This is a genomic window from Allobosea sp. GW821-FHT10B12 (genome assembly GCF_059415545.1).
The window spans coordinates 71,360-94,708 of record NZ_JBWKNL010000011.1 but is presented as its reverse complement, the minus strand read 5'-3'; the positions used below and the strand labels follow the sequence as shown (position 1 = coordinate 94,708).

Annotated in this window: 21 protein-coding genes; 6 read left to right on the top strand and 15 right to left on the bottom strand. The window is 67.5% G+C overall.

Going from position 1 to position 23,349, the window contains the following annotated elements; translation table 11 throughout:
* Positions 1 to 39: 39 nt before the first annotated feature.
* On the top strand, positions 40 to 1,506 hold the full coding sequence (pdxR, locus tag AC07O0_RS26800; protein ID WP_494627342.1) for a MocR-like pyridoxine biosynthesis transcription factor PdxR: 1,467 nt from the start codon (positions 40 to 42) through the stop codon (positions 1,504 to 1,506).
* 3 nt (positions 1,507 to 1,509) lie between these two features.
* On the opposite strand, the gene AC07O0_RS26795 is transcribed toward pdxR, so the two are convergent.
* Positions 1,510 to 2,307 carry an aldolase gene (locus AC07O0_RS26795; RefSeq protein ID WP_494627340.1) on the bottom strand — a complete coding sequence of 266 codons (798 nt, stop codon included), beginning with the start codon at positions 2,305 to 2,307 and terminating at the stop codon, positions 1,510 to 1,512.
* A 208-nt stretch (positions 2,308 to 2,515) separates the two neighbouring features.
* Between AC07O0_RS26795 and AC07O0_RS26790 the strand changes: the two genes are divergently transcribed.
* Positions 2,516 to 3,073 (top strand): L,D-transpeptidase, encoded by a 558-nt coding sequence (locus AC07O0_RS26790; protein WP_494627339.1) that lies wholly within the window; start codon positions 2,516 to 2,518, stop codon positions 3,071 to 3,073.
* A 6-nt stretch (positions 3,074 to 3,079) separates the two neighbouring features.
* Here AC07O0_RS26790 and AC07O0_RS26785 read toward each other — a convergent pair whose 3' ends face one another.
* Complete coding sequence (locus tag AC07O0_RS26785) at positions 3,080 to 4,579, bottom strand: tripartite tricarboxylate transporter permease (protein WP_494627337.1); 1,500 nt, start codon at positions 4,577 to 4,579, stop codon at positions 3,080 to 3,082.
* Positions 4,576 to 5,076 carry a tripartite tricarboxylate transporter TctB family protein gene (locus AC07O0_RS26780; RefSeq protein ID WP_494627336.1) on the bottom strand — a complete coding sequence of 167 codons (501 nt, stop codon included), beginning with the start codon at positions 5,074 to 5,076 and terminating at the stop codon, positions 4,576 to 4,578. Before AC07O0_RS26780 ends, AC07O0_RS26785 begins: the two co-directional genes overlap by 4 nt.
* A gap of 134 nt (positions 5,077 to 5,210) precedes the next feature.
* On the opposite strand from AC07O0_RS26780, the gene AC07O0_RS26775 reads away from it, so the two are divergent.
* Positions 5,211 to 6,278, top strand: a complete 1,068-nt coding sequence (locus AC07O0_RS26775; RefSeq protein ID WP_494627334.1) for a mandelate racemase/muconate lactonizing enzyme family protein — start codon at positions 5,211 to 5,213, stop codon at positions 6,276 to 6,278.
* A gap of 6 nt (positions 6,279 to 6,284) precedes the next feature.
* Here the strand turns inward: AC07O0_RS26775 and AC07O0_RS26770 are convergent, their stop codons facing one another.
* Entirely contained in the window at positions 6,285 to 7,256 is a 972-nt protein-coding gene (locus tag AC07O0_RS26770) for a Bug family tripartite tricarboxylate transporter substrate binding protein (RefSeq protein WP_494627332.1), read from the bottom strand.
* Positions 7,257 to 7,329: 73 nt separating this feature from the next.
* A complete protein-coding gene (locus AC07O0_RS26765) occupies positions 7,330 to 8,793 on the bottom strand; it encodes an aromatic amino acid lyase (RefSeq protein ID WP_494627330.1) in 1,464 nt (487 codons plus the stop codon).
* Positions 8,794 to 8,988: 195 nt separating this feature from the next.
* Between AC07O0_RS26765 and AC07O0_RS26760 the strand changes: the two genes are divergently transcribed.
* Positions 8,989 to 9,738: a GntR family transcriptional regulator gene (locus tag AC07O0_RS26760; RefSeq protein WP_494627328.1), complete on the top strand. Its 750-nt coding sequence runs from the start codon at positions 8,989 to 8,991 to the stop codon at positions 9,736 to 9,738.
* A gap of 22 nt (positions 9,739 to 9,760) precedes the next feature.
* Here AC07O0_RS26760 and AC07O0_RS26755 read toward each other — a convergent pair whose 3' ends face one another.
* From AC07O0_RS26755 to AC07O0_RS26735, 5 genes are read right to left on the bottom strand one after another with little or no spacing between them, the layout of a single operon-like run.
* Positions 9,761 to 10,540: an enoyl-CoA hydratase/isomerase family protein gene (locus tag AC07O0_RS26755; RefSeq protein ID WP_494627326.1), complete on the bottom strand. Its 780-nt coding sequence runs from the start codon at positions 10,538 to 10,540 to the stop codon at positions 9,761 to 9,763.
* Between the two features lie 25 nt (positions 10,541 to 10,565).
* Positions 10,566 to 11,441: an amidohydrolase family protein gene (locus AC07O0_RS26750; protein ID WP_494627324.1), complete on the bottom strand. Its 876-nt coding sequence runs from the start codon at positions 11,439 to 11,441 to the stop codon at positions 10,566 to 10,568.
* Entirely contained in the window at positions 11,438 to 12,052 is a 615-nt protein-coding gene (locus tag AC07O0_RS26745; protein WP_494627322.1) for a carboxymuconolactone decarboxylase family protein, read from the bottom strand. The genes AC07O0_RS26750 and AC07O0_RS26745 overlap by 4 nt, the downstream gene beginning before the upstream one ends.
* 21 nt (positions 12,053 to 12,073) lie before the next feature.
* Positions 12,074 to 13,276: a CaiB/BaiF CoA transferase family protein gene (locus tag AC07O0_RS26740; RefSeq protein ID WP_494627320.1), complete on the bottom strand. Its 1,203-nt coding sequence runs from the start codon at positions 13,274 to 13,276 to the stop codon at positions 12,074 to 12,076.
* Positions 13,269 to 13,886 carry a glutathione S-transferase family protein gene (locus AC07O0_RS26735; RefSeq protein WP_494627406.1) on the bottom strand — a complete coding sequence of 206 codons (618 nt, stop codon included), beginning with the start codon at positions 13,884 to 13,886 and terminating at the stop codon, positions 13,269 to 13,271. Before AC07O0_RS26735 ends, AC07O0_RS26740 begins: the two co-directional genes overlap by 8 nt.
* A gap of 260 nt (positions 13,887 to 14,146) precedes the next feature.
* On the opposite strand from AC07O0_RS26735, the gene AC07O0_RS26730 reads away from it, so the two are divergent.
* The gene (locus AC07O0_RS26730) at positions 14,147 to 15,160 is read left to right on the top strand and encodes an amino acid ABC transporter substrate-binding protein (protein ID WP_494627319.1); all 1,014 of its coding nucleotides are present in this window, start codon (positions 14,147 to 14,149) and stop codon (positions 15,158 to 15,160) included.
* Positions 15,161 to 15,298: 138 nt separating this feature from the next.
* Positions 15,299 to 16,051 (top strand): response regulator, encoded by a 753-nt coding sequence (locus AC07O0_RS26725; protein WP_494627317.1) that lies wholly within the window; start codon positions 15,299 to 15,301, stop codon positions 16,049 to 16,051.
* On the opposite strand, the gene AC07O0_RS26720 is transcribed toward AC07O0_RS26725, so the two are convergent.
* From AC07O0_RS26720 to AC07O0_RS26700, 5 genes are all read right to left on the bottom strand, one after another.
* Positions 16,048 to 18,717, bottom strand: a complete 2,670-nt coding sequence (locus AC07O0_RS26720; RefSeq protein WP_494627315.1) for an ATP-binding protein — start codon at positions 18,715 to 18,717, stop codon at positions 16,048 to 16,050. The two genes, AC07O0_RS26725 and AC07O0_RS26720, sit on opposite strands and share 4 nt — an antisense overlap.
* A complete protein-coding gene (locus AC07O0_RS26715) occupies positions 18,714 to 19,775 on the bottom strand; it encodes an ABC transporter substrate-binding protein (protein WP_494627313.1) in 1,062 nt (353 codons plus the stop codon). The genes AC07O0_RS26720 and AC07O0_RS26715 overlap by 4 nt, the downstream gene beginning before the upstream one ends.
* A gap of 48 nt (positions 19,776 to 19,823) precedes the next feature.
* Positions 19,824 to 21,386, bottom strand: coding sequence for an ABC transporter substrate-binding protein (locus AC07O0_RS26710; protein ID WP_494627311.1), 1,563 nt, complete (start codon positions 21,384 to 21,386; stop codon positions 19,824 to 19,826).
* 84 nt (positions 21,387 to 21,470) lie between these two features.
* Entirely contained in the window at positions 21,471 to 22,370 is a 900-nt protein-coding gene (locus AC07O0_RS26705) for an ABC transporter permease (RefSeq protein WP_494627309.1), read from the bottom strand.
* 8 nt (positions 22,371 to 22,378) lie between these two features.
* On the bottom strand, positions 22,379 to 23,320 hold the full coding sequence (locus AC07O0_RS26700) for an ABC transporter permease (RefSeq protein WP_494627404.1): 942 nt from the start codon (positions 23,318 to 23,320) through the stop codon (positions 22,379 to 22,381).
* Between the last annotated feature and the right edge of the window lie 29 nt (positions 23,321 to 23,349).

Genomic DNA, 23,349 nt, shown 5'->3' with positions numbered 1-23,349 from the left:
CCTTGCGGTCGCCGTCGTCATGCCGCTAATCTGGCCTGCATGAAACGACCAGTTTCGAGCATTCAAACTGGACCAGTCGAAGGCGAGATCGGCGCCCAACGCCGGGTCATCGCGGCGATCAAGCGTGAGATCGCGGCCGGTGTCCACGCCCCCGGCTCGCGCTTGCCATCGACACGTGCACTCGCGGCCGAATGGGGCCTGTCGCGCACCACCGTCACGGCCGCGTTCGAGCAGTTGGCCGCCGAAGGCTATCTCGAAACACACCCGGGTGCGCGCGCCCGGGTTGCCGCCGGTCTGGCGCGGCCAGAGCCGACACCGGGAAGCGCGCCCTCACCGCGTCCGACCGAACTTTCCGCCTATGGCCGACGGCTCGCAGCCGCTGCGCCCATTCCGTGGAACCCGCAGCCCTTCGCGCTCGATTTCCGCTATGGCGAGCTCGCCGGCGGCGACTTCCCGACGCTTGCCTGGCGGCGCGCGCTGGCGAACGCGGTGACCAAGCGGCCGAGCCGCCTGCGCTATGGCGATCCGCGCGGCCTGCCGGAGCTGCGCGCGGCGCTGCAGGGCTATCTCTGGCGGGCCCGCGGCCTGCGCTGCGATATCGACGACATCCTCGTCGTCAACGGCTCGCAGCAAGGCTTCGACCTCTGCACAAGGCTACTGCTCGATCCCGGCGACCGCGTCGTGATCGAGGATCCCGGCTATAATCTGGCGCGCCAGGCCTTCCTGACGGCGGGCGCCGAGCTTTCGCCGCAGCCGGTCGATCGCGAGGGCATGCGCACCGCGGACCTGCCGCCGGCGCGGCTCGCCTTCGTCACGCCGTCGCACCAATTGCCGCTCGGCAGCATTCTCTCGGCGCCGCGGCGGCAGGAATTGCTCGCCTGGGCGGCGCGGCATGGCGCCTCCATCATCGAGGATGACTACGACGCCGAATATCGCCACGGCGTCGGGCCGGTGCCGCCTTTGCGCTCGCTCGACCAGGCCGGCAGCGTCATCTATCTCGGCACAGTCTCGAAGACGCTCTCGCCGACCTTGCGGCTCGGCTATCTCGCGCTGCCACTAGCACTGCGCGAGGTTTTTGCCCGGGCCAAGCGCATGGTCGACCGGCATACGCCCGAACTCGAACAGGCCGCCCTGGCCGAACTGATCGCGAGCGGGGCCTATGAGCGGCATGTCCGCCGCATCCGGCGCCGCAATGGTGAGCGGCGGGCCGCCCTGCTGAAGGCCCTGCGCGAGCGGCTCGGCGAGCGCGTCAGCATCGTCGGCACCGATGCCGGCCTGCATGTTCTCGCCTGGATCAACAGGCTGCCGCAAACGCGCGAAAACGAGCTGACGGAGCGGGCCGCAGCCGCCTCGCTCGGCCTCTACGGCGTCAGCGGGCTCTATGACCGGCCTGATGATCCCGAGCGCCGCGCCGGTCTCGTCATCGGCTATGCCGCGCTCGACGAGGCGCAGATCGCGGCCGGCATCGCGCGGCTGGATGGGCTGCTGCGGGAACTCGGCGCCTAGGTCTCAATCGCGATAGACCGGCTCCTCGGCATCGAGCTGCCGGCGGATCGAGGCCAGGTGCAGCCGCGCCGATTCCGGGTCGCCCTCGCGCATCTGTTGGTAGGCCGCCTCGGCGATCTCCGGCTTCACCGGCAGCACCTTGCGGCCGGTCGAGAGCGCGAGCGTCTGCACTTCGCAGGCGCGCTCGAGATAATAGAGATCGTCCCAGGCCTCTGCGATGTTCGGGCCGAGCACCATGACGCCGTGGTGCTTCATGAAGACGATGTCGGCCTCGCCGACCGCGCCGGCTATGCGATCCCCCTCGCGCTCGTCGAGGGCCAAGCCGTTATAGTCGCGGTCGAACACGGTGCGGCCATAGAACTTCAGCGCCGTCTGCCCAGCGAAGATCAAGGGCTCGCCCTCGGTCATGGAGAGCGCCGTCGCATAGGGCATGTGGGTGTGGAAGGCGACGCGGGCGCGCGGCAGGTTCTTGTGAACGCGGGCGTGGATGTAGAAGGCGGTCGCCTCGGGCTGGCCCTCGCCGGCGACGACATTGCCGTGGAAATCGCAGATCAGCAGCTTCGAAGCGGTGAGCTCGCGGAAGGCCCAGCCATACGGATTGACGATGAAGAGATCGTCATAGCCCGGCACAAGCGCCGAGAAATGGTTGCAGATGCCCTCCTCGAAGCCGTAGCGCGCCGCCATGCGGAAGCAGGCGGCGAGATCGCGCCGGGCCTCCCAGACAGCATCGGAATCGAGGTTCGGCTGGTTCAGGCCGGCGGAGATTGCCGGCGCCGCGCCGGCCTTGAGGGAGTGTGCCATGCGTCTAGTCTAGGGCCGCATCGACGCCGGGCAAGCGCGTCGCCCTGCGCCAGGTGAACAGGCCTGCGGTGGTCGCCGCATACCGGCGACGATCTCGCCAGGCTCTCGTCGCGCAGCGGCATCATCGCCAGGACTATCGGCGCTCCGGCCTTGACCCGGTTTTAGCTCTTCCCCTTATATCCGGGCGGGGGGCCTTCAGAGGCCTATCATGCTACGCATCGCCATACTCGCCGCCACCTGTCTCGCTTTCGCGGCGCCTGCCCAAGCCTACAACAACCCGATCAGCCGCGGTCTCGCGGACTTCCTCAACATCTTCAGCGAACAACCGGTCCCGCGCCAGGTCGTGCCCTGGGCCGGCAGGGAGGCGCCCGGTACGGTCGTGGTCTCGACGAGCCAACGGCGGCTCTATTACGTTCTCGGCCGCGGACAGGCCCTTCGTTACGGCGTCGGCGTCGGACGGCAGGGCTTCAGCTGGTCAGGCACCAAGACCGTGACGAGGAAGCGCGAATGGCCGGACTGGCGCCCGCCCGCGGCGATGCTGAAACGCCGCCCCGACCTGCCGCGCTACATGCCTGGCGGGATGGAGAATCCGCTCGGGGCGCGGGCGATCTATCTCGGCTCAAGCCTCTACCGCATCCACGGCTCCAACGAGCCCGACACGATCGGAGCCGCCGTCTCGTCGGGCTGCATCCGCATGACCAATCGCGACGTCATGGACCTCTATGACCGCGTCAGGCCCGGCACCAAGGTCGTCGTGCTGCGGTGACCATCGCTAAGCCTCTGCTGCCACCGCCCTGACGCGCCGGAACGAGGGCAGCAGGATCATCGCCAGCAGCGCTGCCGCCATCACGAGCAAGGCGATGCAGACGGGACTGGCGAAGATGTCGACGCTGCCGTTCGAAAGCAGCATGGCGCGGCGCAGGTTTTCCTCCATGGCCGGGCCGAGGATGAAGGCGAGGACGAGCGGCGCCAGCGGGCAATCCAGCAGCGAAAGGACGATGCCGAGCACTCCGAACAGGGCAAGGAGCGCAACCTCGAAGGGGCTGTAGTTCACCGAATAGATGCCGATGCAGCAGAACAGCAGGATCGCCGGGAACATCAGCCGGTAAGGCACCTGCAGCAGCCGGACCCAGAGGCCGATCAGGGGCAGGTTGATGACGAGCAGCATCAGATTGCCGAGCCACATCGAGGCGATCAGCCCCCAGAACAGCCCGGGCTGGACGGAAGCAAGGTTCGGGCTCGGCGCGATGCCGTGGATCAGCATCGCGCCGGCCATCATCGCCATCACGGAATTGCTCGGGATGCCCAGAGCGAGCATCGGGATGAAGGAGGCCTGGGCGCCGGCATTGTTGGCGGCTTCGGGGCCCGCGACGCCCTCGATCGCACCGTGGCCGAAGCGCTCGGGCGACGAGGACAGCTTCTTCTCGGTCGAATAGGAGGCAAAGGAGGCCATCATGGCGCTGCCGCCCGGCAGGATCCCGAGCAGCGCGCCGATGCCGGTGCCGCGCAAGGCTGCCGGCCAGGCCGCCCGGAAGTCAGCTGCGGTCAGCCGCAGCGTCGACACGGCCTGGGCGCGCTCGCCGCCCTGCTCCGGCCGCGCCAGGTTGAGTACGATCTCGGCGATGCCGAACATGCCCATCGAGAGGGCGGCGATGCCGATGCCGTCGCGCAATTCGGCGACGCCGAAAGTGAAGCGGTCGAGGCCGGTGTTGACGTCGGCGCCGACGAGGCCGAGCAGCAATCCGACAAGGATCATGCCGAAGGATTTCAGCAGCGAGCCCTGCGCGAACACGATCGCCGCGATCAGCCCGAGAACCATCAGGCAGAAATACTCCGCCGGGCCGAAGCGCTGCGCCACGGCGGTCAGCGCCGGGCTGAAGAAGGCGATCAGCAGGGTCGTGACCGTGCCGGCGAGGAAGGACGAGAGAGCCGCGGCAGCCAGCGCCGCGCCTGCCCTGCCCTGGCGCGCCATCTCGTAGCCGTCGAGGCAGGTGACGACCGAGGAGGATTCGCCCGGCAGCCGCATCAGGATCGCCGTGGTCGAGCCGCCATATTGCGCGCCGTAGTAGATGCCGGCGAGCATGATCAGCGCCCCGGTCGGCTCGAGGTAATAGGTCAGCGGCAGCAGCATCGCCATGGTGGCGATCGGCCCGAGCCCGGGCAGCACACCGATCAGCGTGCCGACCAAGGCGCCGAGGAAGCAGTACCAGAGGTTGATCGGCGTCGCGGCGACCGTCAGCCCGACGCCGAGCGATGAGATGATCTCGCTCACAGCGGCCAGACCCGGACCGGAAGCCTCAGCAGATAGCCGAACAGCAGCGCGCAGAGGCCGGCGAACAGCACGGCAACCACCGGCACCTCGCGCCAGCGCGGCTGCGGATCTCCAAGCGCCGCCACCAGGATGCAGACGAGGCAGGCGACGAACAGGCCGGCCCGCTCGACCAGGCCGGCGAAGAGCAGGATCGCGGCGGCGATCCAGCCCATCGCGCGCAGCGGGAAGGCAGGCCAGCGAAAGGCGCGCAGCCGCATGCCCCTGACCGTCACGACGAGGCCGGTGAGCACCAGGGCACCCGCGACGACGCGCGGCAGGTAGCCGGGCCCCATATCCAGCGAACTGCCGACCGGATAGGCGCGGCCCATGAGAAGCGCGGCGATGCCCAGAGCCGCAAACAGCAGGCCGGCGAGGATATCGCCGGTCGCGCGCACCGCCTGATCGTCGGCAACGAGCTCTGCCGGCCCCGTCGGGGGAGCCTGATCCTGGTCCTGCATTCCGCCTCCCGCCGCATGACCAACGCCTTGACCGGCGCTTTATGTCATTAGGTCAGTTTTATATACTATCGACCTGATGACAAGCTCGGTGTGATAGGGTCAGCTGGACCGATAATCGCAGCTCGGGAATCTCGATGGCCATCAGCACAGTCAGGACGGTCGCCATCGACCAGACGCTGTCGGATCCCGAATGGCGCTTCGCGCAGGGGCCGCTCACGCGCATCCGGGGCTTCGCCGTGATCGTCAGCGACGAGCAAGGTGTCGAAGGGCACGGCTATGTTCGCGCCATGCCACCCTGGACCGAGCCATTGGAGGTGGTGAAAGCCAGCTTCGACTATCTCTGCGACGGTCTGGTCGGACAGGACGAGACCGCGATCGGTGCGATCATGGACCGGCTCGACCGGCGCCTGCACGGCGCCCTGCCGGTGAAGGCCGGGATCGAATGCGCCCTGCTCGACTTGAGGGCCCGGGCGCTCGGCGTGCCGCTGCACGATCTCTATGGCGGCAAGCGCCAGGACCGCTTTGCCAATACGCGGATCATTCCGCTGAAATCGCCGGAGCGCATGGCTGAGGTCGCCGAGGGGCTGGTCGCCGCCGGCTTCCAGCATCTGAAGGTCAAGGTCTCAGGCGAGCCGCAGCTCGATCTCGACCGCGTCCGCGCGGTGAGGAATGCGGTCGGCACCGAGATCGCGCTGATGATCGACGCCAATGAATCCTACACGCCGAAGGCGGCGGTGAAGGCGATCAACGCCATGGCCCGTTTCGGACTTGAACTCGTCGAGCAGCCGACGGCCGCCGCCGATTTCAAGAGCTTCATCGCCGTCGCGAAGGCGCTCGATGTTCCGGTCGAAGCCGATGAGAGCGCGCAGGACCTGCCCTCGATCCTGAGGATCGCCGAGGCCGGCCATGTCGAATCGATCAATCTGCGCATCCTCAACCATGGCGGCCCGAGCCGGACGGCGCAGGCGGTCGCGATCTGCCGCGCCGCCAATCTCGGCTTCCGCTTCGGCGCCGTGTTCGGCTCGAGCATCATCCACGCCCACACCGTGCAGCTGGCGGCGAGCCTGCCGGCGCCGCGCTTCCCGCACGAGTTCTCGGAGATGGCACTCCTGAACGACGACCGCTTCTCGGGCCTGAGCCTGGAGCGGGGCGAGGTCGCCGTACCGGCCGGAGCCGGCACGGGCCTGACGCTCGCCGAGTGAGGCAGCCTACTCGAACTTCAGCCCGGCCTTGGCGATGATCTCGGCATAGATGGCGATATCGTCCGCGATGATCTTGCCGAACGGGGCTGCCGGGAGATAGGCCGGCTCGCCGCCGAGCCCGCGCAGCTTCTCCTGCGTCGCCGGATCGGCCATGACACGGGCGAGCGTCACGTTCAGCTTGTCGGATATCGCCGACGGCAGCTTGGCCGGACCGACCAGCCCGACCCAGGAATGCGCGACGAACTGAGGAAAGCCGCTCTCCTTCATGGTCGGCACATCCGGGAATTCGGGCGAGCGCTTCTCGTTGGTGGTCGCCAGGATGCGGATCTTGCCGGCCTTGGCGAGGTCGCCGAGCTCGCCGCCGATCATCAGCGGCACGTGCCCCGCGACGATGTCGTTCAAAGCCGGCCCGCTGCCGCGATAGGGGATGTGCTTGATCGGCGCGCCCGAGGCGATGGCGACCAGTTCGCCCGCAAGATGGCTGTAGGTACCGATGCCGCTGGAGGCATAGCCGAGCGTGTTCGGCTTCTGCTTGGCCAGCGCGACCATCTCTGCGATCGACTTCACCGGCAGGCCGGGATAGGCGCCAATAAAGGTGAAGCCCTCGATCAGCCGGGCGACGGGCGTGAAGTCCTTGACGGAGTCATAGGGCAGCTTCTTGTCGACATTCGGCAGGATCGCCAGCACGCCGGCCGAGGAAAGCAGCAAGGTATGGCCGTCGGGCTGGGCCTTGGCGACGAAATCGGCGCCGATCGCTCCGCCCGCACCGGGCCGGCTTTCGACCAGGAAGGGCTGGCCGAGATCCTTGCTCAGCGCATCGGCGATCAGCCTGGCGACCGCCTCAACACGTCCGCCCGGCGCGAATGGCACGATCATCCTGACCGGCTTGGTCGGATAGCTCTGGGCGGCGGCACCACCGAGGCTCAGAGCGAGCAGCCCGAACGCGGCGGCAAGACTTCGAAAGCGCAATGATGTCATGGTCGTCTCCCCTTTTTCTATTGTATTGAATCGGCCCGCTCCCGGTCGGGCAGGTCGGTCCCGCCCAGGTGGATCAACTCTCCCGTGCCGGCGCCATCAGCCGATCGATGCGCGCCGCCTGCGCGTCGAGATGGTCGAGTAGCGCCTTGATGTGGGGCACGCGCTGCCCCGGCCCGGCATAGGGCACGGCCTCGCGCACCAAGGCGAAGAGCCGGACCGTGACCGCACCCAGCGGCGAGACCTTGCGCATCTCGACCGCCTGTGCGGCGACGAGCAGCTCCATCGCAAAGATCGAGCGGCACAGCGTCGCAAGATCGCCGGCACGGCGGGCGGCGAGGCCTGCCATGCTGGCGCGGTCGAGATTACCGTTCGAGTGGCTCGAACTCGCGAGCTCACCCACGACCGGCGCCGCCAGCAGGCGCGCTTCCGAGGTGATCGATTTGTGGAACTGCGCAAGGCCATTGAAGCCGGGCAGTCCGACCCCGTCCTCCTCGATCAGGCCGACACTCAGGCCCGACCAGAAGGAATCGGCCTGCTTGGCGAGGCGCTCGGTCGAGCTCGTCACCACCGGCGACAGAGCGAGCCGCGCGACGTCGAGCGCCATCGCCAGGGCGACCATGTCGAAATTGGCGACTGAGACCAGCTCGCCCCGTTCGACTGAGACGATCGGATTGTTCTGGCTCGCGCGCAATTCGATCGCGAGCTGCCGGCCGGCGAAAGCGAGGCTGTCGGCGGCGGTGCCGTGGATCAGCGGCAGCGAGCGGAAGCTCAGCGGATCCTGCAGGTGGCGAGGACCGCCCGGCTTCGTGATGTAGCTGCCGGCGAGATAGTGCCGGATCGCGCCGCCGTGGCTCAGCACGCCGTCGAACGGGCGCGACGCCAAGGCGGCTTCCGACACCACCGACGGGTTCGCCGCGAAGCCTTCCATGCTGAGCGCCCCGACCAGGGTGGCGAAGTCCAGCACCCGTGACAGGTCATGGAACGCCATCGCGCCCATGCCCAGCGAGAGCGCACTCGAATTCAGCAGAGCGAGCGCCTCGCCGGCCGCGAAATCGTGGTCGCGGTAGAGCTCGAGGGCGAGATCGGAGATCGGCGACATGTCGCTCTCGCCCATCGAGCCCCAGAGATGCACCGGAATCTGGCGGTTCGTGTTGAGGGCATCGACGAGCCGGTCGGCGAGCACGCGCCGGACACCGAGATAGCCGCTGGCCATCCCGTTCAGCAGCACGGCCATCATCGCCCTCACCGCCTCATGCGAGGCGAGCGGCCCGTGTCCCATATTGTGGGTGAGCAGCAGGCGCCGGTTGAACTCGGCCACCCGCTCGGGCGCGAGCATGACCCCGGTCTTGGCGCCGACGCTGCTGGTGACGCCATAGACCTTCTCGCCGCGACGCACGATGTCGTCGACGACCTTGCGCGAGGCCTCGATCCGGCTGAGGGCCTCGGCGCTGAGCGCGACTTTCGCGCCCTGGCGCGCGATCCGTACGATCGTCGCGGGGTCGAGATCCCGCCCGGTGATGTCGATCGTGCCAGACATTCCAATCTACCCTTCCAATCAGCCAAGGCCGCCAGACGCCATGGCGGGCCCGATCATGCGCATTCGAGGCATAAAGGGCAATAAGCTAGTTGATTATGTTTTATGACCGAAACCCGGTCACCGGGCTTACATTCGGCGGGAGTATGAGCTAACTTATCTGGCTAGCCGGGCAGTCACGCCGGCGAAGGGAGCCGCATGACCGTCAGCCGCGCCGCAGCGAAGCCGCTGGATTTCAGACGCACCGGGGTCTCCCGTTACAATCAGCTCGCGACCCTGTTCCGCCGGAGGATCGAAGCCGGTCAGTGGCCGGTCGGCGGCCAGATACCGACGGTCGACGATCTCGCCGTCGAATGCGGCGTTGCGCGCGCAACGATCCGCCAGGCACTCGACCTGCTCGAGGCGGAGCAGCTGATCGAGCGCTACCGCGCCAGAGGCACCTTCGTCCGCAAGCGGCCCACCGAGGATCTGTGGTGCGAGGTCGGCACGGACTGGTCCGGCCTGCTGCGGCCGAGCTACAGCGCCACGATCGAGATCCTGCGCGACGTACCGGACCGGGTCCTGCACCCGTTCGAAGGACAGATCGGCGAACTCGCGCCAGCCTATCGCGAAGTCCGCCGCCGGCATTGGCGGCACGGCCAGCCCTTCCTGCTGGCGGACCTGCATATCGACGAATCCCTGCGCGAGCGGATTTCGCAGCACGACCTCGAATCGAAGACAGCGCTGCGCCTGATCTCGGAGGTGCCCGGCGTCGAGATCGCCGACGCACGCCAGACGCTGACCGTCGGCACCGCCGATGTCGAAACCGCCGAGGCCCTGACGATCTCGCTCGATGCGCCGGTCGCCTTCGTGCATCGCCAGGCCGTCGACCAGCGCGGCGTGCTGGTCCTCAGCGCGAAGGGCCTCTACCGGGGCGACGTGGTCCGGTTCGACGTCAAGCTGAAGTGACGCGACCGCCAGCGAGCAGCGATCAGCGCCCGGTGAAGACCGGCTTGCGCTTCTCGGCGAAAGCGCGCTGCGCCTCCTTCGTGTCCTCGGTCTGCGCCAGCGCGACGGTCTGCGACTGCTCGAAGCGATAGGCATCGCGCAGCGCCAGCCCTTCGGTCACGTTGAACGAGCGCTTGGCGGCCTGGACGGCGAGCGGGCTCTTGCTCGCGATATCGCGCGCCATGTCCTGTGCGAAGCCGAGCAATTCCGCTGCCGGCATGCAGGCCGAAGCGACGCCCATCCGGTAGAGGTCGGGCCCGTGGATCCGCCGCGCCGTGTAGATCAGCATGCGGGCGTCGGATTCGCGGAAGAAGCGGCGGATATGGCTGACGCCGCCAGCGAGGCCGACATCGACCTCGGTCATGGCGAAGAAGCCCTCCTCCGCCACGAGAATGATGTCGCAGCACAGCGCCAGCACGCAGCCGGCGCCGATCGCGGCGCCATTGACGGCGGCGATCACCGGCTTGCCGCATTCCATCACGGCGTCGAAGGAAGCGCGCACCAGCCGGTTATGGCGCGGATAGGCTCCGGCTTCGTCTGCAAGGCCCGGTCGCTCCTTGAGATCGGCGCCGGCCGAGAACGCTTTGCCAGCGCCGGTCAGCACGATGGCCCGGACCTCGGCACTATCGTTCAGCCGGTCGAAGATGGCGACGATCTCCTCTCGGAACCGGCGATTCTGGGCGTTCACGGGTGCTCGATCGAGCGTCACCGTCGCGACGTAGTCGGCGATCTCAACCTTGAAGCACTCATAGCTGTCGGTCATGTCGGCCTCCTTCGTCCGCGCCGGCTCAGAAGCCGTAGAGCGCGCGGGGATTGTCCACGAGAATGCGCTGCCGGAGCGCTTCGCCCGGAACCCAGTCCCGGAACAGATCGAGCAGATGGCCGATATCGGGCGCCTTGTCGGCGAGGCGCAAGTGCGGCCAATCCGAGCCCCAGACCATTCGCTCCGGATTGGCGTCGATCAGCGCGTCATGAAACGGGCGCAAGTCGACGTAGTCGGGAAATGCCTGCGAGCAGCGGCAGAGCACGAGCTTGACCCAGAGCCAGCCCTCGCGGAGCGCGGCCAGGATCGCCCGGAAGGCAGGGTCGTCGACACCGCGCGCGACGGCGAGGCCGGCCATGTGATCGAGCGCCACGGGAAGACCGGTTGCGCGATAGAGCGGCAGCAGCGCGACATGCTGATCGATGCTCGCCCAAACCTCGGCATGCCAACCGCGTGCGCTCAGCCGAGGCGCCAGCTCCATCAGCGCATCGGTGCCGACGGCACCCGGAAAGCGCCCGGTGCCACCCGGCACCGTCATGTCGTTGAAGCGCAGGCCGCGCACGCCGAGCTCGTGCCAGTCGTCGAGCTGAGCGTCGGTCACACCGGCGTCGGCCGCCGCCACGCCCCTGATCTGCCCGCCCGATCGGCCCGTCGCAGCGACGATCGCAGCTGGATCGCTGCCATAGGCGCCGGGCTGGACCAGGACGCCGCAAGTGAGGCCGACCCCGTGGAGCATGTCACGATGCGCCGCCGCCGGAGCCAGCGGCGGCACATAGTGCATCGCATGGGATACCGGAAAGGCATCGTAGGGGCCGAAGACATGGGCATGGCAGTCGCTGGCGCCGTCAGGTAGCGCCCAGCCCGGCGCACGATGCGACCGCGGTGTCGTGGTTTCGCTCATCCCGCCTGCACCGCGCTCTTCGCCTGTCGCGACGCCGGCAGCATGGTCGGGCCAGCTCCTTCGACCGGCAATGGCGGCTGTGCGCCATCGGGCAGCGGGATCTCATGCGCGTTCAACGTCAGCGACACCATGGTGTAGTAGCCGATGACTCCGGTCAGCTCGACCGCTCCGCGCTCGCCCCAGCGCGCCACGACGGCCGCATGAACCGCATCGGGAAGGCGCCCGGTCTGCAGCAGCAGCCGGGCGTAATCGTAGATCTCGACCTCGGCCGCCGCCGCGAAAACGGGGCTCTCGCCGAGCCGGATCGCCTCGATGCAGGCGGGATCGAGCCCGGCCGCGCGCGCCGCCTCGGCATGGATGTGGAATTCGAGCTGACTGTTCCAGTAGCGGCCCACGACGATGATCGCGAGCTCGTTCAGCTTTGCCGGGAGCGAGGTCGAATAGCGCAGGAACTCGCCCATGCGCGACCAGCGCGTCGCCAGCTCGGGGCTGTGGATGACCGCGCGCAGCGGCCCGACGAGCCGGCCACGCGGGCCCGAGACGACCTCGTCATAGACCTTGCGCTGCTCGTCGCTCAGTTCGTCGGGTGTCGGGAGGTGAAGGCGGGCCATGCTGATCTCCAAGGGCCGGCCTCAGGCCAGCCCGATCTCCTGCAGGATCTCGTCGGTGTGCTGACCGAGCAGCGGCGGCGCCCGGTCGAAGGCGAGCGGTTCGTTGCGGAAGTTCAGCGGGCTGACCACCTGCGGAACCTGTCCGGCGCTGGGATGCGGCAGCTCCCGCAACAGGCCGCGATGCTTGACCTGGGGATCGTCAAAGACCTCAGGCACGGTATTGATCGGCGCGCAGGGCACGCCGGCTGCGTCGAGTGCCGCGATCAGGTCATCGCGATTGCGGCTCGCCAGCGCCGTGCGCAGCATCGGGTCGAGCGCAGCGTGATTGCGGACGCGCGCCGGATTGGTGGCGAAACGCTCGTCGTTCGCCCAGCCGGGCTGCCCCAGGATGGCGGCGAGCTTGGCGAACTGGCCGTCGTTCCCCACGGCCAGGACAATCGAGCCGTCGGCGCAGGGAAAAACGTCCTGCGGCTGGATGTTGGGGTGGCGATTGCCGCCGCGCGCCGGGGGCTTGCCCGAGAGCAGCCAATTCATCGCCTGATTGGCCAGAAAGGCCGTCTGCACATCGAGCATGGCAAGATCAATATAGTCGCCCTGCCCCGTCTCGCTGCGCCGCGCCAGCGCCGCCAGCACGCCGATGGTCGTGTACATGCCGGTCATGATGTCGACGATCGGGACGCCGACCTTCTGCGGCCCGGCGCCGGGCATGCCGTCACGCTCGCCGGTGATGCTCATCAGGCCGCCCATCGCCTGGATTGCGAAGTCGTAGGCGGCAGCCTCCCGGCGCGGTCCACTCTGCCCGAAGCCGGTCACCGAAGCGTAGATCAGGCGCGGATTGACCACCTTCAACGCGTCGTAGTCGAGCCCGTAGCGCTTGAGAGCGCCGACCTTGTAGTTCTCGACGACGATGTCGCTGACCGCGGCGAGGCGGCGGATTGCTTCCTGGCCCTCCTCCGTCGCGATATCGAGCGTGATCGAGCGCTTGCCGCGGTTGACCGAGAGGTAATATCCGGCCTCGCGCGTCGGTTGTCCCTGCTTGTCCTTCAGGAAGGGTGGGCCCCAGGAGCGTGTATCGTCGCCGACATCCGGGCGCTCGACCTTGATCACATCGGCGCCGAGATCGGCGAGGATCTGGGTCGCCCAGGGCCCGGCCATGATCCGGCTGAGGTCGAGCACCCGGACATGGCTCAGGGGGCCCTGTCGGGAGTGGCCAGCGTCAGACATCGTCGACGATCTCGGTTGCGATGGCGGAAGGACGCTTGCGAAATTCCTCGTGCCAGGCAGCGAGCGCCGGGCGCCCTGCCCGCCAGTCGAGGTCGGCGAAGCGGAAATCGAGATAGGACAGGCAGCAGCCGAGCGCGATCCAGGACAGTCCGAGCGGGCCAGGGGCGACCGGACCGGCTTCGCGTTCCAGACGCGCGAGCGCAGCCAGGTATTTGGTCTCGAAGGCCGTCAGCCACGCTGCGGTCTGCGCCTCGCGCGGCTTCCCGCACTCGTTGCGCCAAAGGATCATGACGTCGAGGAGGCCAGTCGCCAGAGCATGCCGGCTCAGCTCCCGGAAGCGCTCCGGACCAGCGACCGGGATGATGAGCCCTCCTCCCGCGAGCGAGTCGAGATACTCGCAGATCACGCCGGAATCGATCAGGACGGTGCCGTCATCGAGCACCAGCGTCGGAATCTTGCTCAGCGGATTGTCGGGCAGCAGGTCCGGATTGGGCGCCGTCATCGCAGCCACCGTTCGCCGCAGCGTCAGCCGGTCGACCAGACCGAGCTCATGCGCAGCGACCATCACCTTGCGGACGAAAGGCGATCGCGGCGACCAGTGAAGCAGCATCTTGCCCAAGCGAAGCCTCTCCCATTTAGCTTATCAGCTAGTTTTATGGCCTATAGCAGCCACCCTTCCCCTTGTCGAGGCGGCAGGAAGGCCTCCACAGTGGCAAGAGCTGAAGGGAACCGTTCATGACACCGGCTTCAGACCACCTTCTCCTCACGACCATAGCCGTCATGTCAAAACTGCAAGGCCCTCCGATTGACCCAATCATGAACGGAATATAGGCTAGTTTAATGACCTAAAAATAATTGGGAGGAAAGGCTATGAGATTGGCATGGGCCGCGCTGGGCGCATTGAGCATCGCGATTCCGTTGACGTCGGCCGGAGCCGCGACGCTGGACACGGTGAAGTCGCGTGGCCAGCTGATCTGCGGAACGAGCCCGGGCGTGCCCGGCTTCTCCCTGCCCGATGGGCAGGGTCAATGGAACGGGCTCGACGTCGATCTCTGCAAGGCGGTCGCGGCGGCGATCTTCGGTGATCCGGCCAAGGTCAAATATGTCCCGCTGAACCCGAAGGATCGCTTCGCTGCGGTCCAGTCGGGCGAGGTCGACGTCCTGTCCCGGCAGGCAACCTGGACGCTGTCGCGGGATTCCTCGCTCGGCCTCTCCTTCTCGCCGATCACCTATTTCGACGGGCAGGCCCTGATGGTGAAGAAGGCGCTCGGCGTCAAATCGGCCAAGGATCTGAACAGCGCCACGATCTGCGTCCAGGGCGGCACCACCACCGAGCTCAACATCGCCGATTTCTTCCAGAAGAACGGGCTGAAATACGACCCGGTCTCCTTCGCCTCCGGCGACGAGGCGATCAAGGCCTTCGAAGCCGGACGCTGCGACGCCTTCACCACCGATGCCTCGGCGCTCTACGCCTACAGGCTGAAGGTGGCGAACCCGCAGGACTTCGTCGTCCTGCCCGAGCTGATCTCGAAGGAGCCGCTTGGCCCGGCGGTGCGCCGCGGTGACGAAGCCTGGGCGAACATCGTCAGATGGACCCATTACGCGATGGTCAACGCCGAGGAATTGGGCCTGACCGCGGCCAATGTCGACCAGCAGCTCAAGTCGGACAATCCAGAGATCAAGCGTTTCCTCGGCGTAGACGGCAAGCTTGGCGAAGGCCTCGGCCTGTCCAACGACTGGGCCTACAGAATCGTCAAGCAGGTCGGGAACTACGGCGAGAGCTATGAGCGCTCGCTCGGTCCGAACTCGCCCCTCGGCATTCCGCGCGGGACGAACAACCTTTGGACCAAGGGCGGGCTGCAATACGCCCCGCCGCTGCGATAGGAGCGGCCGCGCCCGCGCAAAAGAGCCCGCGGCCCGATGGTTCGGTGAACAACCGTCAACAATCGGACCTGTAGCCGCTTGCAGTCCATCGATCCCTGTTGGATCGTCCGCTCAGCCGGAATCCCGGAAGGCCCATGGATGCGGGCCCGGCTGGCCAGGAAACCAGAGCTGATGAATGCGACACCTCGCGAGCGGCTCGTCATCGTGGAGGACGATCCCGTCACCCGCGCGGTGATTGCGGGGTACTTCACGGATCAAGGCTTCCACGTCGAGGAAGCGGAGACCATCGCGCAGGCGAAGCGCGCCGTCCGCAGCTTCAAGCCGGAGCTGGTCTTCATCGACGTCGTCCTGCCCGACGGGGATGGGTTCGACCTGGCCCGCGAGCTGCAATCGTTCTCGGACGCCGGCATCATCTTCGTGACGCACCGCGACGCCGACACCGACCGGATCGTCGGCCTCGAACTCGCCGGCGACCACTATGTCAGCAAGCCCGTCGACCTGCGCGACCTCCTCGCCAGGACCCGTTCATTGCTGCGCCGGCGCAGAATCGAGCGCGACACGGCACGCCGCAACACCACCGCCACCTTCGGCCCGTTCCATATCGACCTGCTGCGCCGCGAGCTCGCGACGATCAACGGAGAACCCATCCGCCTGACGCGCGGGGAGTTCGACCTGCTCGCAGCGCTCGTCGAGAGCGACAGCCACCCCCTGACCCGCGACTACCTGATCGAGGTCGTCAGCAATCGCAACACCAATGTCGACGCGCGCAGCGTGGATGCGTTGATCGCCCGCTTGCGGAAAAAGCTGCGCGATGCCGGAGCACCGGGGCTGATCGTGACCGTCGGCGGGATCGGCTACAAGCTCGGCGTGCCCGCCGAACGGGACGTCTAGGGCGCGGCCACGGCGACCGGCGCCTGCTCCAGCCTGGCGAGGGCTGCGAAAGCCTCGCTACGGGCCTGGTCGAGCGCCTCGATCGCCAACGCAAGCGACGCAGGCTCGGCGCCGACCGCATTGCGTTCCAGCGCGGAGGCCAGCGCGAAGACCCGGCCGAAGCCGACGGCTCCAGCTGAACTGGCGAGCTGGTGCGCCAACCGCCCGAGCTCGGCCCGATCAGGCGCCGCCAACGCCGCCTGCATCCCCTTCAGGATCGCCTCCGACACGCTCGTGAACAGAGAGACGAGCTGCCGTGTGCGTCCCTCCCCGATCAGGCGACTCTGGGCCTGAAAGAAGACCAGGTCGACCGGCTGGTCGGACGACAGAGTCGAGGCCGGCCTCGGACCGCTACGACCACGCCCGATCACCTGCAGGAGGGCGACGGAGGTGATCGGCTTGGACAGGATCGTCGTCAGCCCCGCCGCCCGCATCCGCCGCATCGTCTCCGGGGAGACATCGGCCGTCAGCGCCACGATCCGCGGCAGCGCGATGCCGGGCAAGGCGCGGATCGCCAAAGCAGTTTCGATGCCGTCGATCCCGCTCATGTGCATGTCGAGCAGAACGAGGTCGAAGGCGCTCTTGCGCAGTGTCTTCAGGGCCGCCTCACCCGAAGGCACGGCCTGCACCTTGTGGCCGGCCTTGCCGACCATGAGCCGGGCGACCTCTCGCGTCACAGGATCATCGTCGACCACGAGAATCCGTTGCAGCTGCCCGATCGCCATCTTGCCCGACTGCGCTGCAGCCTTCGCCGCAGCGACCGGCAACCTGACCGAAAAGGTGCTGCCCTGCCCACTGGCGCTGACGACCGAGATCGAGCCGCCCATCAGCTCCGCCAGCTTGTTGCAGATCGCCAGACCGAGCCCGACGCCGCCATTGCGGCGACCGGTTTCCGGATCGACCTGCACGAAATCCCGGAAGATGGCGCCCTGCATCGCCGGATCGATGCCGATGCCGGTGTCGCGCACCGTCAGCGTCAACTCCCCGCCCTTCCCCGACGGCGCAGATTGCAATTCGGCGCCGAGCTCGACCTCCCCCCGCTCGGTAAAGCTGATCGCGTTGCGCAGCAGATTGACCAGGATACGGTGGATCTTGCCGGCGTCGCCGTGAAGGCGCAGCCCATCGGGCGGCCGGCGCAGCGTCAGGGCCAGCCCCTTCTGCTCCGCCTGAGGGCGCATCAGCGCCGCGGCACCGCCAAGCAGGACACCCAGCTCGAAATCGCGCGGATCCAGCCCCTCGGTCCCGGCCTCGAGCCGCGACAGATCGAGGGTCGCATTGGCCAGATCCACCAAAGCCTCGCCCGAAGCAGCCGCCATGGCGACAAGACGGCGGTCGCGCTGGCTCAGACGGCCCCGGTCGATCAGCTCCAGCACGCCGAGTACACCCGCAAGCGGGGTGCGGATGTCGTGTCCGACCACGGCGAGAAATCGAGACTTCGCCCGCGTCGCTTCCTCGGCCGCCTTCTGCCCGGCAGAGGCGAGTTCGAGCGCCTTCGCCAAAGCCTCCGTGCGCACAGCGACCCGGTCCTCCAGAACAGTGCGGCTCTCCGCGAGACGCTGGGCCATCAGGTTGAACTGTTCCCCCAGCTCCTGCAGCTCATCGCCGGTTCGGATATCGATCCGCTCATCGAGCTGCCCTTGGCCGATCCGAGCAGCGCCTGCGCCGAGGGCCTTGATCGGGGCGACGAGCTTGCGGCTCAGCACGATGCCGGCCAGGACCGCGATAATCAGCGTGATGGCGAGAAGTGCCAGCGAGCGCTGGATCGAGGCGTAGATCGGCGCGAAAGCCTCGCTCTCCGGGAGGTCGACCACGACATTCCAGTCCAGAGCCGGAACGGCAGCCATGACGGACAGGACCCTTCGGCCCTCGACATCCGTCACCAGAAGTCCTGCGTTCCGGTCACCCGCCGCTCGATGCGCATTCACCAGGTCGGCGAGGTTGGTGTTGCGGAGGACGAAGCGAAGATCAGGATGCGCGATCAGCCGCCCGGACCGCGTGACGATATAGGCGCGGCCTGCCTCTCCAACCTTGAGCCGGGACACCAGATCACGAATGAAGACGAGATTGACGGTGGCCTGCGCGACCCAATTGGGCGCGGATGCCGAGCGCTTGAGTAGCACCATATGAGGCTCGGAGCCGCGCCGGAACTCGACATCTCCATAGAAGCTGCCTTGCGCGCGCGCGGCCAGAACGCCGGGGTCAGCCGACCAGTCGATGCCACTGCCTGTCCGGTCCTTCGCGAAACGCGAGAGCAGGAGCTGTTCGCGTCCCGCCGGGTCGATCAGACGCAGCTCGAGGATGGCAGGAACCTGGCGCAGCAGCCGCAGGCCGTCGAGACGGCGCTCCTCGGCTGAGCTGTTGCCGGCACCGCTCTGGGCCGCCCAGTCGAGATGCCCCATGATCTCGGCGACAAAGGCGCCGATCCGCTGCGCCGCGGCCCGGGCCTGCTCCTGCTGGACCCGCACCAGGAGGGCCTTCTGGTCCGAAAAGGCGGAGAAGGTCGTGATCGCCGCATTGAGCCCGAGGGCAAGGCAGATCGCGATGCCGACGAAAACCGCATATTTGCGGGCAAGGCCGCCGCGCGGATGCGGTCCCCTGCTGCTTGCGCCCGCGCCGCGCTCGATCACGAGATGATCCTGTTCGCGCGGATGCGCAGCGATGGCGGCAAGCTCAATCCCAGGGCCGCGGCGGCGCCCTCATGGATGACCAGCTCGAAGCTGCGCGAGAACTGCACCGGCAGCTCGGCGACATTGGCGCCGCGCAGGATGAGATCGACATAGGATGCCATCAGCCCGGCCGCTTCCTCCCGCGCACCGGTATAGGACATCAATCCGCCCTGCAGAGTGAACGTATCGAACGGATAGATGGCCGGCAGCGCCTCCCGCCCGGCGGCGGCTGTGCAGGCAGCAGCATGGCGGAATGTGAAGCTGTCCGGCAGGAACAGCAGGCCGCCCCCCGCCCCCGCGGCGGCGAACCGGGCGATCTCACGCCCGATCGCGACCGGATCGGTCACGTGAACGATCTCGAAGGCGAGCGCCTCACCCGGAACGCTGGCTTGCATGCTGGCCAGATAAGTCTTGCCGGCAGCCGGCGTCGTGTGCGGGTTGAAGACGACGCCGATGCGGCGCGTCGCGGGCGCGAGCTCGGTCAGCAGCTCGACCCATTTTTCCGCCATGGCGGGCGCGTTGTTGCTGAAGCCAGTGGTGTTGCCGTCCGGGCGTTCGAGCGTGCGCACGAAGCCGCTGCCGACAGGATCGGATGCCGTAGAGAACAGCACGGGAATCTGCCGGGTTTCGGCCAGGACGGCGGCAGTCTCGGCACTGGAGCCGACGAGGATGATATCGGGCCTGTCGCGGACCACCTCAGCAGCGACCCGGACCAGGTCACCGTCGCCCGGCCCCGAGAAGCGCCAGGTCACGCGCAGATTGCGTCCCTCGACCCAGCCCCGCTCGGCCAGCAACTGTTTGAATTCGACGATCCTGGTGCGCACGAGCGGATGATCGAGCGGTACTCCGACCATGACCGAGAGCCGCCTGACCGGCTCAGCCGACCGGGCCAGACGAGCGGGCATGACGAGCCCGCATGTTGCCAGAGCAACCAGAAGGGAGCGGCGACGCATGAGCAAACCAGGATGGAGGAGGAGCGCCCCAGCCACGCCCCTTGCGGCAAGCTTCGCATGCTCCACCGGGGCGCGTCGAGAGAGTCGCGCCCCAGCTTCCTTGAGCGGGCTAACTCAGCGCGCGCGGCTGACGTTCCAGTAGACCGGCACGCCCGGGGTGAGCAGTCCGGCCAGGTTCGCCTGATGGCCACGGACGAGCCAGAATTGGCCGACCGGGACGTAAGGAACGGTCTCGACGGCGCGTTCCTGGATCTGGCGCGCGATCGCCTTGCGGCCATTCAGGTCCGGTGCGGAGGTGAAGGATTCGCGCAGCTTCTCGATCGTCTCGTCGCAGGGCCAGCCGAACCAGGCCTTGTCGCAGTTCGAGCGCAGCGCGAGATGGCCGACCGGCTCCGACATGTCGGGCGCCGCCGGCCCGGAGAGGAAGGCCGACCAGCCGCCCTGCTCGACCGGATTCTTGCTGGTGCGGCGGCTGGACAGCGTGCCCCAGTCCATCGCCTGGTAATCGACGTTGAGGCCGATGTCGCGCATCATCTGCGCCACCACCAGCGTGTGCGGGCTGAGCGCCGTTTCAGTCGCGTCGAGCAGCACGATCTTCTCGCCCTTGTAGCCGCTTTCGGCGATCAGCTTCTTGGCCGCCGCCGCATCCGGCTTCGGCCAGGCCGCATCGGTGAAATACGGCGAGTCGCACATGTAGACGGAGGGGCAATTGGCATAGAGCGCCTTGTCGTCGACATAGGCGCGCAATGTCAGCTCCTGATCGACCAGGCGCAGGATCGCCTGGCGCAGCTTGGGATTGCTGAAGGGCGGCTGCAGCTGGTTCATCCGGAAGACGCCCTGCAGGGCCGAGAGCCTGGCGATCTTGACGCGCGCATTGCCCTTGACCAGCGGGATCATGTCCGGCGGCAACTCCTCGAAGATGTCGATCTCCCCGGCCTGAAGGGCATTCAGGGCGGTCTGCGCATCCGGCATGATCTGCCATTCGACGCGATCGACCTTTGCGACCTTGCCGCCGGCGAGCCCGTCCGGCTCCTCGCTGCGCGGGAGATACATCGGGGCCTTGGCGTAGACGATCTTGGCGCCGGGCGACCATTGCTCCTTGACCAGCATGAACGGCCCCGACCCGGTCGCATCGGTGATGTTCTGGCTGGACGGCGTCGCGGCGATGCGGGCCGGCATGATCACCGGCAGCATCGAGCTCGGCTTGCCCAGCGCCTCAAGGACCAGCCCCCAGCGATTCTTCAGGACGAGCGTCACCGTCCTGGCGTCGGTCGCGCTCAGCGAAGCCGTGTTGGCGAAGAGCTGCTGGCCGAGCCCGTCGCGCTCGCCCCAGCGCTTCAGCGAGGCGACGACGTCATCGGCCGTGACGGGCTGGTTGTCGTGGAATTTCAGCCCGTCGCGCAGCACGAAGGTCCAGGTCAGACCATCCGGCGAGGTCGTGTAGTTCGCGACCATCTGCGGCTTGATCAGCCCGGCCGAATCCTGCGCGAACAGCATGTCGTAGACCATGTAGCCATGGTTGCGGACCATGTAGTCCGAGGTGGTCATCGGATCGAGCGTGCGCAGATCGCCGAAGGGCCTGACCTTGAGCACGCTCTGCGCCGCTGCCGGCAGCGCCGCCAGCGTTAATGCCAGTGCCGCCGAACCGAGCGCCATTCGCCTGATGAAACCCGTCATCCTGTCCTCCCTGATTGCAGCCTGTCCCAGCCCGCCTGAGCGGCGGCGTTCTTCTTGAATTCTCCCGAGCGCCTGCCGGCCGGCTCAGCTCCTGAGCTTGCGGGCGAGGCGCGGGTCGATGGAGTCGCGCAAGGCGTCGCCAAGCACGTTGACGGTGAGCACCAGCAGCGCGAGCGCGATCCCGGGAAAGGCGATCATCCAGGGCGCGCGCTGCATGAAGGGCCTGGCCTCGGCCAGCATGTTGCCCCAGCTCGGTATGGTCGGCGGCGTGCCGGCACCGAGAAAGGACAGGATCGATTCGACGATCATCGCCGAGGCGAAGACATAGGTCGCCTGCACGATGATCGGCGCCGCGGCATTGGGCAGGATGTGGACGAAGAGCATGCGCGGCAGCCGCACCGCGCTGGCGGTGGCTGCCTCGACATAGGCGTGCTCGCGCACGACCAGCACGGACGCGCGCACGATCCGGACCATGCGCGGGATCTCGGCCACGCTGATCGCGATGACGACATTCGTCACGCTCGAGCCGAACAGCGACATCAGGGCGATGGCGAGCAGGATGCCGGGAATTGCCATGATCCCGTCCATGACCCGCATGACGATGCCGTCGAGCCAGCGGACATAGCCGGTGACGAGCCCGACCAGCAGGCCGACGACGACCGTGACCGCCATGACGAGCGCCCCGACGGTCAACGAGATCGCAGCGCCGTTCATAGTGCGCGAGAAGGTCGAGCGCCCGACCTGGTCGGTGCCGAACAGGTGATCGAGACTGGGCGGACGCAAGCGCTGCAGCGGGTTCAATCGCACGGGATCGACCAGCAGGACCGGTGCCAACAGCGCGACCAGCACGAAGAAGGCCACGACGCACAACCCTGCAAGGATGACCGGGTTGGCCCGAACGAAGCGCCAGGCCGAGACCGCCAGCGCAGATTTGTTCGGCGCCACCGCGCCTGGTCCCGAGTGCTCGGTTTCCACCATCGCCATCGCTCGCCTCAATAGCGAATGCGCGGGTCGAACAGCGCGTAGCTGAGATCGACGAGGAAATTCACGACGACATAGATGACCGAGAAGACCAGGATCAGCCCCTGCACCACGGGGTAGTCGCGGCGCAGGATCGCATCCGTGGTCAGCCGGCCGAGGCCGGGGATGTTGAAGACCGTCTCGGTGACGACGACGCCGCCCAGCAGCGCGGCGATGCCGACGCCGACCACGGTGACGATCGGGATGGCGGCGTTCTTCAAGGCGTGCCGAATGACGATGCGGCGCGGCCCCACGCCCTTGGCCCGGGCGGTGCGGACATAGTCGTCGGCCAGCACCTCGAGCAGGCTCGCCCGGGTGATCCTCGCCAGCAGCGCGGCATAGAGCATCGCCAGTGCCGTCCCGGGCAGGACGAGGCTGTGCAGGCAAGGCAGCAGCCCCTCGGCGAGCGGCACATAGCCCTGCGTCGGGAACCAGCCGAGTGTCAGTGCGAAGACGTAGACGAGCAGGAAGGCGACGACGAAGACCGGCGACGAGAAACCCAGCATCGCGAAAGCCATCACCACCCGGTCGAAGCGGCTGCCCGCCTTCACTGCGGCGATGGTGCCGAGCGGCAGCGCGATCGCCAGCGCCAACACGATCGCAACCAGCGCCAGCATGGCGGTCGGCTCGGCCCGCATCCGGATCAGTTGCGTGACCGGCATGTCGGAGAAGACCGAGCGCCCGAGATCGCCGCGCGCGATCTGACTGGCCCAGGCGGCTAGCTGGTCGATCAGGGGCCGGTTGAGACCGAGCTGCTCGCGAATGGTCTCGATCTGCGCCGTCGTCGCCTGATCGCCGGCGATCAGGATCGCAGGATCGCCCGGGGTCAGGCGCAGCAGGAAGAAGACGAAGAGCGCGACGAAGGCGAGGACCGGCACGGTGGCGGCAAGGCGGCGCAGGAAGAACGGCATCACGATGCGCGTCCCCCACTTCCGCGCCGGCG